The 13,273-nt window shown below is 71.4% G+C and carries 11 protein-coding genes; 6 read left to right on the top strand and 5 right to left on the bottom strand.

Going from position 1 to position 13,273, the window contains the following annotated elements; translation table 11 throughout:
• The first annotated feature begins 95 nt into the window (after positions 1-95).
• Complete coding sequence (locus ACIBTU_RS20900; protein WP_399127782.1) at positions 96-1,703, top strand: amidohydrolase family protein; 1,608 nt, start codon at positions 96-98, stop codon at positions 1,701-1,703.
• Between the two features lie 15 nt (positions 1,704-1,718).
• Here ACIBTU_RS20900 and ACIBTU_RS20895 read toward each other — a convergent pair whose 3' ends face one another.
• From ACIBTU_RS20895 to ACIBTU_RS20885, 3 genes are all read right to left on the bottom strand, one after another.
• Entirely contained in the window at positions 1,719-2,591 is an 873-nt protein-coding gene (locus ACIBTU_RS20895) for a serine protease (protein WP_399127781.1), read from the bottom strand.
• A gap of 148 nt (positions 2,592-2,739) precedes the next feature.
• Positions 2,740-3,384 carry a hypothetical protein gene (locus tag ACIBTU_RS20890; RefSeq protein WP_399127779.1) on the bottom strand — a complete coding sequence of 215 codons (645 nt, stop codon included), beginning with the start codon at positions 3,382-3,384 and terminating at the stop codon, positions 2,740-2,742.
• Positions 3,385-3,481: 97 nt separating this feature from the next.
• The gene (locus ACIBTU_RS20885) at positions 3,482-4,111 is read right to left on the bottom strand and encodes an alpha-ketoglutarate-dependent dioxygenase AlkB (RefSeq protein WP_399127778.1); all 630 of its coding nucleotides are present in this window, start codon (positions 4,109-4,111) and stop codon (positions 3,482-3,484) included.
• A gap of 253 nt (positions 4,112-4,364) precedes the next feature.
• On the opposite strand from ACIBTU_RS20885, the gene ACIBTU_RS20880 reads away from it, so the two are divergent.
• Both ACIBTU_RS20880 and ACIBTU_RS20875 read left to right on the top strand, forming a co-directional pair.
• Positions 4,365-5,573 (top strand): pyridoxal phosphate-dependent aminotransferase, encoded by a 1,209-nt coding sequence (locus ACIBTU_RS20880; protein ID WP_188337153.1) that lies wholly within the window; start codon positions 4,365-4,367, stop codon positions 5,571-5,573.
• Between the two features lie 113 nt (positions 5,574-5,686).
• Positions 5,687-6,100: a hypothetical protein gene (locus ACIBTU_RS20875; RefSeq protein WP_399127777.1), complete on the top strand. Its 414-nt coding sequence runs from the start codon at positions 5,687-5,689 to the stop codon at positions 6,098-6,100.
• A gap of 50 nt (positions 6,101-6,150) precedes the next feature.
• Here the strand turns inward: ACIBTU_RS20875 and ACIBTU_RS20870 are convergent, their stop codons facing one another.
• Both ACIBTU_RS20870 and ACIBTU_RS20865 read right to left on the bottom strand, forming a co-directional pair.
• Entirely contained in the window at positions 6,151-7,875 is a 1,725-nt protein-coding gene (locus ACIBTU_RS20870; RefSeq protein ID WP_399127776.1) for an Ig-like domain repeat protein, read from the bottom strand.
• A 184-nt stretch (positions 7,876-8,059) separates the two neighbouring features.
• Positions 8,060-9,892, bottom strand: coding sequence for a phosphoenolpyruvate carboxykinase (GTP) (locus ACIBTU_RS20865; RefSeq protein ID WP_399127775.1), 1,833 nt, complete (start codon positions 9,890-9,892; stop codon positions 8,060-8,062).
• A 326-nt stretch (positions 9,893-10,218) separates the two neighbouring features.
• On the opposite strand from ACIBTU_RS20865, the gene ACIBTU_RS20860 reads away from it, so the two are divergent.
• From ACIBTU_RS20860 to ACIBTU_RS20850, 3 genes are all read left to right on the top strand, one after another.
• Entirely contained in the window at positions 10,219-10,902 is a 684-nt protein-coding gene (locus tag ACIBTU_RS20860) for a hemolysin III family protein (protein ID WP_399127774.1), read from the top strand.
• Positions 10,903-11,025: 123 nt separating this feature from the next.
• Positions 11,026-12,582 carry an MFS transporter gene (locus ACIBTU_RS20855; protein ID WP_399127773.1) on the top strand — a complete coding sequence of 519 codons (1,557 nt, stop codon included), beginning with the start codon at positions 11,026-11,028 and terminating at the stop codon, positions 12,580-12,582.
• Positions 12,583-12,587: 5 nt separating this feature from the next.
• Positions 12,588-13,196 carry a TetR/AcrR family transcriptional regulator gene (locus ACIBTU_RS20850; protein WP_399127772.1) on the top strand — a complete coding sequence of 203 codons (609 nt, stop codon included), beginning with the start codon at positions 12,588-12,590 and terminating at the stop codon, positions 13,194-13,196.
• The last annotated feature ends 77 nt before the right edge of the window (positions 13,197-13,273 follow it).

Here is a 13,273-nt window from a genome sequence, read left to right as displayed (position 1 = left end):
ACCCGAAGGGTCTGCATTTCAGGGGCGCGGGGAACTGCGCGACCAGCCCCCACCGGGCCGCACCGAAAGACCACCCCCCAAGAGAGGCAGCCAGAATGTCGGAGCTGGTCATCAAGGACGCCCGCGTCATCGACGGCACCGGCGCGCCCGGATATCGCGCCGACGTGGCCATCACCGACGGCCGCATCACCCGCATCCACCCGGAGGGCAAGGGCTCACGCCCCACCGCCGCACGGACCCTGGACGCGGACGGGCTCGCGCTGTCCCCCGGGTTCATCGACATGCACGCGCACAGCGACCTCGCCCTGCTCCGCGACCCGGACCACAGCGCGAAGGCCGCCCAGGGCGTCACCCTGGAGGTCCTCGGCCAGGACGGCCTGTCCTACGCGCCCGTCGACGACCGCACCCTGGGCCAGGTCCGCCAGGTGATCGCCGGCTGGAACGGGGACGGGTCCGACATCGACTTCGACTGGCGCACCGTCGGCGAGTACCTGGACCGCCTCGACCGCGGCATCGCCGTGAACGCCGCCTACCTGATCCCCCAGGGCACCGTGCGGATGTACGCCGTCGGCTGGGACGACCGGGACGCGACGGACGCCGAGCTGGACCACATGCGCCGCCTCGTCGCCGAAGGCATGGAGCAGGGCGCGGTCGGCATGTCGTCGGGGCTGACGTACACCCCGGGCATGTACGCGAAGGACGCCGAGCTGACCGAGCTGTGCCGGGTCGTCGCCGGGTACGACGGCTACTACTGCCCGCACCACCGCAGCTACGGCGCCGGCGCTCTGGAGGCGTACCGCGAGATGGCCGAGCTGACCCGCACCGCGGACTGCTCCCTGCACCTGGCGCACGCCACGATGAACTTCGGCGTGAACAAGGGCAGGGGCACCGAGCTGCTGGAGCTGCTCGACGGGGCGATCGCGGCCGGCGCCGACATCAGCCTCGACACCTACCCGTACACACCGGGCGCCACGACACTCGTCGCGATGCTGCCGAGCTGGGCGAACGAGGGCGGCCCCGACGCCACCCTGGCCCGGCTGCGGGACGACGCGACGGCGGAGCGGATCCGGCACCACGTCGAGGTCATCGGCTCCGACGGCTGCCACGGCGTGCCGATGGAGTGGGACACGATCGAGATCTCCGGCGTCACCGACCCGGCCCTCGCCGGACACGTCGGCAAGACGGTCGCGGAGGCGGCCGCCGAGCAGGGCGAGGCCCCCTGGGTGACCGCCCGCCGGCTGCTGCTCGCCGACAACCTGGGCTCGACGATCCTCCAGCACGTCGGTCACGAGGACAACGTGCGGGCGATCATGCAGCACCCCGTGCACACCGGCGGCAGCGACGGCATCCTCCAGGGCGTCAAGCCGCATCCGCGCGCGTACGGCACGTTCCCGCACTACCTCGGCCACTACGCCCGCGACCTGGGCGTGCTGTCCCTGGAGGAGACGGTCGCGCACCTGACCTCGCGGCCCGCGGCCCGGCTCAGACTGCCGGACCGCGGTCTGGTCCGCGAGGGCTACCGCGCCGACCTGGTGCTCTTCGACCCGGACACGGTGGCGGCGGGCTCGACGTTCGAGGCGCCGCGCACCCTGCCGGTGGGCATCCCGCACGTGCTGATCGACGGCCGGTTCGTCATCGAGGACGGCCGCCGCACGGACGTCCTCGCGGGCCGGTCCGTACGGCGTACGCCTTCGAAGAGCTAAGAGGCCGTCACAGAACTAGGCCTGGGGCTTGGGGAGTTCACACTTCTCGCGCCCCAGGTCGAGCGTCCCGTCGTGGCGCAGGCAGGGCACGATCCCGTAGGTCTGCTGCGCGTAGCGGGCGTCGGGGCGGACGGTGACGTTGCCCTTGCGGTCGACCTCGCAGGGGTTGTCGAGCGTGCACTCCTCGCCGTTCTCGTTGTGGGTGTTGTTGACGGCGATCACGCGTCCGGTGTGGTCGTCGATCACCGGGGAGCCCGAGGTGCCGCCGATGGTCTCGCACCCGGGCGTGTAGCGGACCGAGTCCTTCCAGGTCCACCAGTACTCCTTGAGCGCGGGCACGAACCCGTCGACGGAGCACTTGTACTGCTTCTTCCAGTACCCGGACACCACGGTGATGTCGGTGTTCTTGCGCGGGTGGCGCGGGTCGATGAGCAGCGGCGCCACGTGGTACTTGGCCTCGATCTCGGCGTACGTGGTGGTGAGCCGGTACAGCGAGACGTCGGTGTCGGTCATCGTCGCGTACGAGATCTGGTCGGCCTGCACGGTGCCGAGCTGGCCCGCGTTCTCGTCGAGGACCTTGAAGGTGCGCTTGGACGGCTGATCCACGACGACCTGGCCGGCCTTCGGGAAGCCGGTCTCTATGCAGTGCCCGTTGGAGAGCACCAGCGCGGGGTCGTCGGGCTCGGACTGCGGGGTGCGCACGATCGAGCCGGAACAGTTGCTGAGCGCGACGGTGCCCGCGAAGGTGACGGGCGCGTCGTTCGGTCTCTCCCGGACGCCGTTGTCCGCGGCGGCGGGTGCCGCGCCCGCCCCGGCCAGGACGAGCGCGAAGGCCGCGCCGGTGAGGACGCGGCCGAGCCTGGGTGTCATCGGTGCTGCAGGTGCCATTGGGTGGAGCCCCCCTTGCCGACGCCGGGTACGGCGTCCGTTGCCGATGGTTGCCGTGCGCATTCTTCGGGCTCGGCGGGCGGCGCGACAAGAGGGCGGACGTCAACTCCCCGGGGTCACGGGGCAGTTGTGGCGGGTGAACGCCGGGTCACTTCGGGCCCTTGGTGGTTCCGTTGCCCCGGCCGGGGTTGTTGGTGGAGTTGCCGCGGGCCGGTTCGGACGCGGCCGGGGACGCGGTCGCGGGGGGCTTTCCGGCGCTGCCGGGCGCCGAACCGGTCGGGCTCGCATCGTCCTTCGCGGGGGTGTGCGACGGATCCGTGGTCGCAGCGGCGTCCGGGGACCCGGTGGATCCGGCGCCGGCCGGGGCCTCGCTCGCGGCGGGGCCCGGGGTCGCGGGGGCCGAGTGCTCGGCGCGCTGCTTGCCGCCGCCGTCGCCGTCGTCGTCTCCTGCGGTCCCGGACAGCGGGCCGCTCGACGGGCTCGATCCGAAGACGCCGAAGACGACGGCGCCGAGGAACACGACGCAGACCGCGCCGAGCGCGAGCCCGCCGCGCCGCATCAGGCGCCCGCGGCGCCCGGAGGTGTCGACGAAGACGGCGCCGTCGTCGGGCACCGCCGGGAGCGGCTCCGTCGCGTCGTGGAGGGCGGCCGGGGCCACGGTGGCCGATTCACGCCAGCCGTGGACGGTGGCCGGGTCGGCGTAACCGTCGTAGGCGCCCGCCGCCTGCTGTGGGTCGTAGACGACACCGGACAGGTTCGCTTCGGCGTCTTCTTGGGGGTGCTGCCAGGACATGAGCGCGGATCTTAAGGGGTTCCGGTGGCCCGGAACAGTCGTCGGCGATATCGCCGCAGACCCGGACCTTCCCCGCCAAGCGCGCGGAACGTCGGGGTCAGCGCACCCCGTGTGGCCGGAACTGGACGCTGATCCTGGGGCCGGCGGCCCGGGTCGACTTGGGGATCGCGTGTTCCCAGGTGCGCTGGCAGGAGCCGCCCATGACGATGAGGTCGCCGTGCCCGAGGGCCCGGCGCACGGCCGGCCCGCCGCCACCCACGGGCCGCAGCACCAGATCCCGGGGCGCGCCGACGGACAGGATCGCCACCATCGTGTTCTCGCGGGCGCCGCGCCCGATCCGGTCGCCGTGCCAGGCGACGCTGTCCCGGCCGTCGCGGTAGTAGCAGAGCCCGGCCGTGGTGAACGGCTCGCCCAGTTCGCGCGCGTAGTGGGCGCTCAGCGCGTCGCGGGCCTGCCCGAGCACGGGGTGCGGCAGCTCCTCGCCCGCCCCGTAGTACTTGAGGAGCCGGGGCACGTCGACGACCCGCTCGTACATCTGGCGGCGCTCGGCCCGCCACGGGACCTGCGCGGCGAGGAGCTCGAACAGGGCGTCGGCGCCGCGCAGCCAGCCGGGCAGCACGTCGATCCAGGCGCCGGCCCCGAGCTCGGTGCGGCGCAGTCCGTCGAGGCCGCCGAGCGCGGTCTCCTCGATCCGGTCGGCCTGGTCGAAGAGGGATCCCTGGAGCATGACTCCAGCCTACCCCCCTCTTTCGAACATGCGCTCGAATATGCGTACGCGCCCAGAACGCCCGTCCTCACGAGTGGCCGATCTCACCCGGCCCGACAGGCCCACGCATCCAAGCCGCACCCCCACCCGCACCAGGCATTCCTCAGGCATCCGGCACTGCGTGCCATCACATCCGAAACCGGGCCGCCACGGGGTCCTCCGGGCGGCGGCGGAGGGTGCGCGCCCGCGCGAGCGGCCGCCGTACAGTCTGTCCATGCAGCTCATCCAGTCGACCAAGCTCGCCAACGTCTGCTACGAGATCCGGGGTCCGGTTCTCGAGGAAGCGATGCGGCTGGAGGCGGCAGGGCACCGCATCCTCAAGCTGAACACCGGCAACCCGGCCGCGTTCGGCTTCGACTGCCCGCCCGAGATCCTCGAGGACATCCTCCGCAACGTGGGCGACGCCCACGGCTACGGCGACGCCAAGGGCCTGCTCGCCGCCCGGCGCGCGGTGATGATGCACTACCAGACCCTCGGCGTGGAGACCGACGTCGAGCACGTCTACATCGGCAACGGCGTCTCCGAGCTGATCGTGATGGCCATGCAGGGCCTGCTCGACGACGGCGACGAGGTGCTGGTCCCCGCGCCGGACTACCCGCTGTGGACGGCCGCCGTCTCACTGTCCGGCGGCACCGCCGTGCACTACCGCTGCGACGAGCAGTCCGACTGGATGCCCGATCTCGCCGACGTGGAGCGGAAGGTCACCGACCGCACCAAGGCGATCGTGATCATCAACCCGAACAACCCGACCGGCGCCGTCTACAGCGACGAGATGCTGCGCGGTCTCACCGACATCGCCCGCCGCCACAACCTGCTGGTCTGCTCCGACGAGATCTACGACAAGATCCTCTACGACGGCGCCACCCACACCCCGACCGCCGCGATCGCCCCGGACCTGCTGACCCTCACCTTCAACGGCATGTCGAAGGCGTACCGGGTGGCCGGCTACCGGGTGGGCTGGATGGCGATCTCGGGGCCGCGCGCGCACGCCCAGTCGTACATCGAGGGCCTCACGATCCTGGCCAACATGCGCCTGTGCGCGAACATGCCGGGCCAGCACGGCGTCGTCGCCGCGCTCACCGGGCGGCAGACGATCGACGACCTCGTCCTGCCGGGCGGCCGCCTGAAGGAGCAGCGGGACGTGGCGCACGGGCTGCTCACGCAGATCCCGGGCGTGACGTGTGTGAAGCCGAAGGGGGCGCTGTACCTGTTCCCGCGCCTCGATCCCAAGGTGTTCAAGATCAAGGACGACCGGCAGATGGTGCTCGATCTGCTGCGCGCCGAGAAGATCATGGTCGTCCAGGGCACGGGCTTCAACTGGCCGGAGCCCGACCACTTCCGCGTCGTCACGCTGCCCGACACCCGGCAGCTGACGGAGGCCGTGACCCGGATCGGCAACTTCCTCGACGGATACAGCCAGTAGCCCCGGCGGGACCCCACTCCGGACGCGACGCGTTTTTGGACAGGTTCTAATTTAGACGAAGTCCAAGGTACGATGGAGGTCAATCCGCGCCCGCTCCTGTCTGGAGGCCTCCGATGTACGAGCCGATCCGCACCAAGTCGGTCCACACGCCGGTGGCCGCGCCCGGTGGCGACTTCCCGCACCGCTCGCGCGAGGAGGAGCTGGACATCCAGCTCGCCGGGCACCTCGCGGCCCTGCTCGCCGTGACCGACGAGCTGCGCGCGGTCGCCGGGTCACCGGAGCTCGACACGGCCGCGGAGGAGCTCGCCGCCCAGATCGCCCGCCTGCGCGGGGGGCACACCCCCGTCCGCTCGACCGTGACCGACGCCCTGCGCGCGCCCCGTGCGATCGCCCTGCACCAGCGCGCCCACGCCCTCGCGGGCCGCGCCCTGGTCGTCGCCGCGTCCCGCGCGGACACGGCGGCGGCGATCCTCGCGGCCCGCCGGATGGAGTTCCACGCGGACGCCACGGAGCCTGTCGCCGCTTAATCCGTGGCGTAGGGCCGGATCGTCGATGCCCCCGGCCCTACGTCTCCAGGTCAGCGGCGCACGAGCACCGTCGCCGAGGCCGTCGCGTCCCGGTGGTAGGCGTCACCGGTCCAGGTCAGCGTGTACGTCGCCGACTTGATGGTCCGCGGGGTGTCGCGGAGGGTGAACGTGCCGTCGGCGCCGACCGTCACCGGAGCCAGGTCCGTCGTGCCCAGCCGGTCCGTACGGCGCACGGTGAGCGTGAGATCGGCGGGCAGCGCGGGACCCGTGGCCGTCAGCGTGCCCGGGATCACCACACCGCCGCTCGTCGTCGCCTCGCTCGGCGCGTCGAGGGTGAGCGTCGCCGGCGCCTTGCCCACCTGCACCGTCTTCACGACGTCCGTCGCGGGGCGGTGCGTGAGGTCGCCCAGGTAGGACACCCGGTACGTCGCCTCGCCGACCTTGTCCGGCACGTCGAAGACGGTGAACGTGCCGTCCGCGGCGAACTTCACCGGGGTCAGCTCCGTCTTCCCGTCCGCGTCCTCGCGCACGGCCGTCACCTTCGCGGGGTCCGCGGGCGCGGACCCGTCGAACTCGAGCCGGCCGCGCAGCGCCACCGGCTCCCCCACCACCGCACTGCTCGGCGACTGCGTCAGATCGCCGCTGAACCGGGCGTCGTACTGGGCGGCCGGCGGCGTGATGACGTGCAGCCAGAACTGGTTGCCGTAGGAGGTCACGGCGAACAGCCGGGAGCCGTCCGCGGAGAACTCCAGGCCGCGCGGGGCGATCTCGCTGCCGTCGAGGCTGCCCTCGAAGGCGAACTCCAGCGGCGCCGTCGTGTCCGCCGGGTTCGCCGGCTGGATCAGCAGGTCGGGCGTGGAGCCGTAGGCGGCGGCGCCCCGGGCCACGTACTTGCCGTCGCCACTGAAGGCGACCGCGGAGGCCTTCGCGCCGGCGGGCAGCGGCTGGTACTGCTCGGCCGCGTCGGTGAAGTCGTCCGCGTTCAGCAGGCGGGTGCCGGACGCGGCGTCGGCGACGGCGAGCTTCTTGCCGTCGGCGCTCGGCGCGAGGTCCTTGAAGTCGAGCGCGCCCTTGCCGTCCTCCCCCGCGAAGCGGCGCTCGGGGCCGCGTACCGGGTCGTCGTTGTCGGCGGCGAACGCGGTGATGAACGGGTTCGGCGCGCTGGAGTTCGCCGGCTGGGCCGCGTAGAAGCGGTCCGGGGCGGCCGGGCCGCCGCCGAAGAGCTGGATGCGGCCGTAGTCGCCCCAGCCGGTGTTCTGCGCCGGATCGCTCAGCCGGCCCAGGGTCGCGTACTGGGTGTCGCAGTAGCCGAACGAGTACGCGGTCGTGTGCCAGACCCGGCCGCCCGCGACGGCCAGCGAACGCCCGCAGGTGTCGTAGCTCGCGCTCGTCAGGCTCCGCTGCTCCAGGGTGGCGGCGTCGAAGGCCAGGATGCCGCTGGGCTGCGACACATACAGGGTGGTGCCGTCGGCGCTGACGTCGAGGCCGGAGGCGACGGCGGGCGTGCTGATCGAGGTGATCTTCCGGCCGTCGAAGTCGTAGACGTGCACGGCCGGGGGCGTCGGGTTCGACGCGGTGCCCTCCGTGACGTAGACCCGCTGGTGGGCGGAGTCGACCGCCAGCGCCGAGAAGTTGGTGACCGGCAGCTTCACGGCGGTGTCGGCGGGCGTCGCGGCGACGGCCTGCGACGCCGTGGCGCCGACGAGTCCCGTCGCGCCGAGCACACCGGCCACGAGCAGCGCGGCGGTACGTCTGAGGTGCTGAACCTTGCTCAACTGTGCCCCCCACAGGCTGAGTTGGCGCCCATCTCCCCGATGAGCGACTGTGTGGGGACATTGAAGCATGTGGTGGACATGTGAAGGGCCGAGTTGATCACGGCCCCCCGACAGACCGGCACAGCGGCACACATGCGAACGAGCCCCCCGTACGCCGTTGTACGGGGGGCTCGTTCAGGTCCGGCTAGCCGAGGCGCTGCACCAGGTTGCGGTACTCGTCCCACAGCTCCTTGGGCGTGTGATCGCCGAAGGTGTTGAGGTGCTCGGGTACCAGAGCGGCCTCCTCGCGCCAGACCTCCTTGTCGACGGAGAGCAGGAAGTCCAGGTCGGAGTCGGCCAGTTCGAGGCCTTCCGTGTCCAGGGACTCCTTGGTCGGAAGGACGCCGATCGGGGTCTCGACACCTTCCGCCCGGCCGTCGAGGCGGTCGACGATCCACTTCAGGACGCGGGAGTTCTCACCGAAACCGGGCCACACGAAGCGCCCGTTCGCGTCCTTGCGGAACCAGTTGACGTAGTAGATCTTCGGGAGCTTGGCCTGGTCCTTGTCGGCACCGACCTTCACCCAGTGGGCCATGTAGTCGCCCATGTTGTAGCCGCAGAACGGCAGCATCGCGAACGGGTCGCGGCGCAGCTCGCCGACCTTGCCCTCGGCGGCGGCGGTCTTCTCGGAGGCCACGTTGGCGCCCAGGAACACGCCGTGGTTCCAGTCGAAGGACTCGGTGACCAGCGGCACGGCGGAGGCGCGGCGGCCGCCGAAGAGGATCGCCGAGATCGGCACGCCCTTCGGGTCCTCCCACTCCGGCGCGATGATCGGGCACTGGCCGGCCGGGACGGTGAAGCGGGCGTTGGGGTGCGCGGCCGGGGTCTCGGACGCGGGCGTCCAGTCGTTGCCCTTCCAGTCCGTGAGGTGCGCGGGCGCCTCCTCGGTCATGCCCTCCCACCACACGTCGCCGTCGTCGGTCAGGGCGACGTTCGTGAAGACGGAGTTGCCCCACATCGTCTTCATCGCGTTGGCGTTGGTGTGCTCGCCGGTGCCGGGCGCGACGCCGAAGAAGCCGGCCTCGGGGTTGATCGCGTAGAGGCGACCGTCCTCGCCGAAGCGCATCCAGGCGATGTCGTCGCCGATCGTCTCGACGGTCCAGCCGGAGATCGTGGGCTCCAGCATCGCGAGGTTCGTCTTGCCGCACGCGGACGGGAAGGCCGCGGCGACGTACTTCGACTCGCCCTGCGGCGGCGTCAGCTTGAGGATCAGCATGTGCTCGGCGAGCCAGCCCTCGTCACGTGCCATGACGGAGGCGATGCGCAGGGCGTAGCACTTCTTGCCCAGCAGGGCGTTGCCGCCGTAGCCGGAGCCGAAGGACCAGATCTCGCGGTCCTCGGGGAAGTGCGAGATGTACTTGGTGGAGTTGCAGGGCCACGGGACGTCCTGCTCGCCCTCGGCCAGCGGGGCGCCCAGCGTGTGGACGGCCTTGACGAAGAAACCGTCCTCGCCGAGCTCCTCCAGGACCGGCTGTCCCATGCGGGTCATGGTGCGCATGGAGACGGCGACGTACGCCGAGTCGGTGATCTCGACGCCGATCGCGGACAGCGGCGAGCCGAGCGGGCCCATGCAGAACGGGACGACGTACATCGTCCGGCCCTTCATCGAGCCGCGGAAGACGCCCTTCTCACCGGCGAAGATCTCCCGCATCTCGGCGGGGGCCTTCCAGTGGTTCGTCGGGCCGGCGTCCTCCTCCTTCTCGGAGCAGATGAAGGTGCGGTCCTCGACGCGGGCGACGTCGGACGGGTCGGAGGCCGCGTAGTAGGAGTTGGGGCGCTTGATCGGGTCGAGCTTCTTGAACGTCCCCTTGGCGACCAGCTCCTCCGCCAGCCGCTCGTACTCGGCCTCCGAGCCGTCGCACCAGACCACGCGGTCCGGCTGCGTGAGCTCGGCGATCTCGTTGACCCACGAGATCAGGCCCTGGTGGGTGGTCGGGAGGGTGTCCGGGGAGTTGGGAGCCGCGATGTCGCGCGCCACGATCGCTCCTAAAAGAGGGGTATGGAGGTTGATGCCCCGTGGGGGCTGCGACCCGGACGCTGCGCCTCCCGTTCCACTGGACCTCAGTGGGCGCTCATCCGGTGCCGACGGCACTCATTTGATCATCCGACCGTTTCGCCCATATGTCCAGGGGGCCTCACACCTGAGCGACGTGAGGATTCCCACTCGATACGCAGATTTCACCTTCTGATGACCCTCCGCCTCCGCTCACGGCCGCACGAGTGAGGGGTGGGGCCTGCCCCAGGGCCGAGAAGGGGGCGGGCTCCATATCCGCGGCCTACGGTCCCGTAGGTACGATGCCCGCCATGAGCGCCGCCGCAGAGCACAGTGAAATCCCCGCAGCAGAGCCTTCGTTGCTGAAGCCGATGATGCGCGGCTGGCTGCACGCGGGCATGTTCCCCGCGGTCCTGATCGCCGGCATCGTCCTGACCGCGCTCGCGGACTCCACCCGCGGCCGCGTCGCCTGCGGGATCTACGTCCTCACGGCCTGCCTGCTCTTCGGGGTCAGCGCGCTGTACCACCGGGGGAACTGGGGACCGAAGGCAGGCGGCCTGCTCCGCCGCCTCGACCACGCGAACATCTTCCTGATCATCGCGGGCACCTACACCCCGCTCACGATGCTCCTGCTGCCCGGCGCGAAGGGCCAGTGGCTGCTGTGGGGCGTCTGGGGCGCCGCGGCGGCCGGGATCGTCTTCCGCGTCTTCTGGGTCGGCGCCCCGCGCTGGCTCTACACCCCCTGCTACATCGCGATGGGCTGGGCCGCGGTCTTCTTCCTCCCCGACTTCATGCAGAAGGGCGGCATCGCGGTGCTCGTCCTCGTGATCGTCGGCGGGCTGCTCTACAGCGCGGGCGGGGTCATCTACGGCATCAAGCGGCCGAACCCGTCGCCGCGCTGGTTCGGCTTCCACGAGGTCTTCCACTCGCTGACGCTGGCGGCGTTCGTCGTGCACTACGTCGGGATCTCGCTGGTGGCGTACCAGCACGCCTGATCCGTACGAGCTTCTCCCCCAGGGCCGCGGCACTCGCCGCGGCCCTTTTGCGTGCCCGGAGAGAGCTTTCATTGAAGGGCGCTTTATTGACAGACACTCCCAAGTGAGAGTTACTCTCATTTCATGGCTACTGTCACTGAACAGGTGGAGGCGCGCCCGGATCCCCGGCGCTGGTGGGCCCTCGGGGCCCTGGTCGCGAGCATGCTCGTGCTCGGCTTCGACATGACGATCCTGAACGTGGCGCTGCCGAGCATCGCCGCACAGCTCGGCGCCGACACGGGCGAGCAGCAGTGGATGGCGGACGCCTACATCGTGGTGTTCGCCGCGCTGATGCTCCCGGCGGGACTGCTCGGCGACCGGTTCGGGCGGCGCCGGATGCTCATCGGCGGGCTCGGCGTCTTCCTCGCCGCGTCCGTCGTCGGCGCGCTCTCCTCCGAGGTGACGTGGGTGATCGCGGCCCGCGCGCTCATGGGCGTCGGCGCGGCCTTCGTGATGCCGCTCGCCATCTCCGTACTGCCCGGCCTGTTCCCGCGCGCCGAGCAGACCAAGGCCATCGCCATGATCTCCGCGGCGTCCGCGCTCGGCCTGCCGCTCGGCCCGATCATCGGCGGCTGGCTCCTGGACCACTACTGGTGGGGCTCGGTCTTCGTGATCAACGTGCCGATGGTCGCGATCGGCATCACCGCCTGCCTGCTCCTGCTCCCGGAGACCCGCGACCCGGCCGCGCCCCGCGTCGACGTCCTCTCCACGGTCCTCACCGCGGTCGGCCTCGGCGCCCTCATCTACGCGATCATCGAGGGCCCCGGCAAGGGCTGGAGCAGCGGCACCGTCCTCGGCTCCTTCGCGGCGGCCGCCGTCCTGCTCACCGCGCTCGTACGACGGGAGCGGCGCAGCCCGCGCCCCATGCTCGACCTGTCCCTGCTCGGCAACCAGGGCTTCCTGACGAACACGCTGCTGGCCACGCTCGGCATGTTCGTCATGTCCGGCCTGATGTTCGTGCTGCCGCAGTACCTACAGGCGGTGCTCGGCACGGACGCGCTCGGCACCGGGGTGCGGATCATCCCCATGATGGGCGGGATGCTGCTCGCGGCCCGGCTCGCCCAGCCCCTCGTCGACCGGTTCGGGGCGCGGTCCGTGATCTGCGTGGCGCTGATCGTGCTCGCGTTCGCCGGGTTCCTCGGGGCGCGGACCACCGTCGACTCCGGGTACGGGTTCACGGCGCTGTGGCTGAGCATCGCCGGCGTCGGCTTCGCGTTCGCCATGATCCCCGCGATGGGCGGGGCCCTCACCACCCTGCCCAAGGACGAGGCGGGCCGCGGCTCCGGCCTGCTCAGCACGGTCCGGCAGACCGGCAGCGCGCTCGGCGTCGCACTGCTCGGGGCGCTGGTCGCCGGGGCGTACTCCGCGCACCTGGACACGGGCGGGCTGCACGGGGCGGCGGCGGACGCGGCCGGGGACTCGGTGATCGGCGCGCACGTGGTCGCGGGGCGGCTCGGCGACCGGGCGCTCGCCGCGTCCGCCGACGCCGCGTATCTGCACGGCATGGACCTGGCGCTCGTCGTCATCGGCATCACGGCGCTCGTCGCGGCCGTGCTCGCGGCGGTCCTCCTGCCCGGTCACCCCGCGTCCGGCGGGACGGGCGCGAAGGTGGCCCCGGCCGGCGCCGATGCCCGAGAATGAGGGGCATGGCCGCCTCAGCACAGACCTCGGAGCCGCGCATCGGGCTACGGGAGCGCAAGAAGATCAAGACCCGTACGGCGATCCGCGAGGCGACGTACCGCCTGATCCGGGAGCAGGGCTACGACGCGACGACCGTCGAGCAGATCGCCGAGGCGGCGGAGGTCTCCCCCTCCACGGTGTTCCGCTACTTCCCGACCAAGGAAGACATCGTCCTCACCGACGAGTTCGACCCGATCCTGGAGCGGGAGCTGCGGGCGCGGCCCGCCGACGAGTCGATCGTCGACTCCCTGCGGCACGTGATCGACCACAGCATGGAGCTCGCCCAGCAGAGCGAGGACCCGGAGACCTCGCGGCTGCGGATGCGGTTGCAGGTCGAGGTGCCGGCGGTTCGGTCGCGGATGATGGAGTCCATGTCGGTGACCGGGCAGATCGTGTGCCGGGTCCTCGCGGAGCGGACGGGTCGTGACGCGGGGGATCTCGAGGTCCGGGTCTATGCGATGGCGGTCGTCGGGGCCCTTATGGAGGCCACGATGTACTGGGCCGAACGCCCCGACTCCGTCGAGCTGCGGGAGGTTGTCCTGAGGGCGCTGGACACGGTGCAGCGGGGCCTTTGAGGGTCGTTCGCCGGGTGCGCCCCCGGTGGGGCTTCTCGCGCAGTTCCCCGCGCCCCTGAAATGCATGCCCTTCGGGC

The organism is Streptomyces sp. NPDC050145, from assembly GCF_044460245.1.
Lineage (GTDB): Bacteria > Actinomycetota > Actinomycetes > Streptomycetales > Streptomycetaceae > Streptomyces.
The sequence above is the reverse complement of the archived record's forward strand: the minus strand, read 5'-3'. Positions and strand labels throughout refer to the sequence as shown.

Excerpts from the sequence above, each read along its gene's own strand:
- ACIBTU_RS20885 (WP_399127778.1), bottom strand. The coding sequence starts at position 4,111 with ATGCTCCAGGGATCCCTCTTCGACCAGGCCGACCGGATCGAGGAGACC.
- ACIBTU_RS20880 (WP_188337153.1), top strand. The coding sequence starts at position 4,365 with ATGCAGCTCATCCAGTCGACCAAGCTCGCCAACGTCTGCTACGAGATC.
- ACIBTU_RS20890 (WP_399127779.1), bottom strand. The coding sequence starts at position 3,384 with ATGTCCTGGCAGCACCCCCAAGAAGACGCCGAAGCGAACCTGTCCGGT.
- ACIBTU_RS20875 (WP_399127777.1), top strand. The coding sequence starts at position 5,687 with ATGTACGAGCCGATCCGCACCAAGTCGGTCCACACGCCGGTGGCCGCG.
- ACIBTU_RS20855 (WP_399127773.1), top strand. The coding sequence starts at position 11,026 with ATGGCTACTGTCACTGAACAGGTGGAGGCGCGCCCGGATCCCCGGCGC.
- ACIBTU_RS20860 (WP_399127774.1), top strand. The coding sequence starts at position 10,219 with ATGAGCGCCGCCGCAGAGCACAGTGAAATCCCCGCAGCAGAGCCTTCG.
- ACIBTU_RS20900 (WP_399127782.1), top strand. The coding sequence starts at position 96 with ATGTCGGAGCTGGTCATCAAGGACGCCCGCGTCATCGACGGCACCGGC.
- ACIBTU_RS20895 (WP_399127781.1), bottom strand. The coding sequence starts at position 2,591 with ATGGCACCTGCAGCACCGATGACACCCAGGCTCGGCCGCGTCCTCACC.
- ACIBTU_RS20850 (WP_399127772.1), top strand. The coding sequence starts at position 12,588 with ATGGCCGCCTCAGCACAGACCTCGGAGCCGCGCATCGGGCTACGGGAG.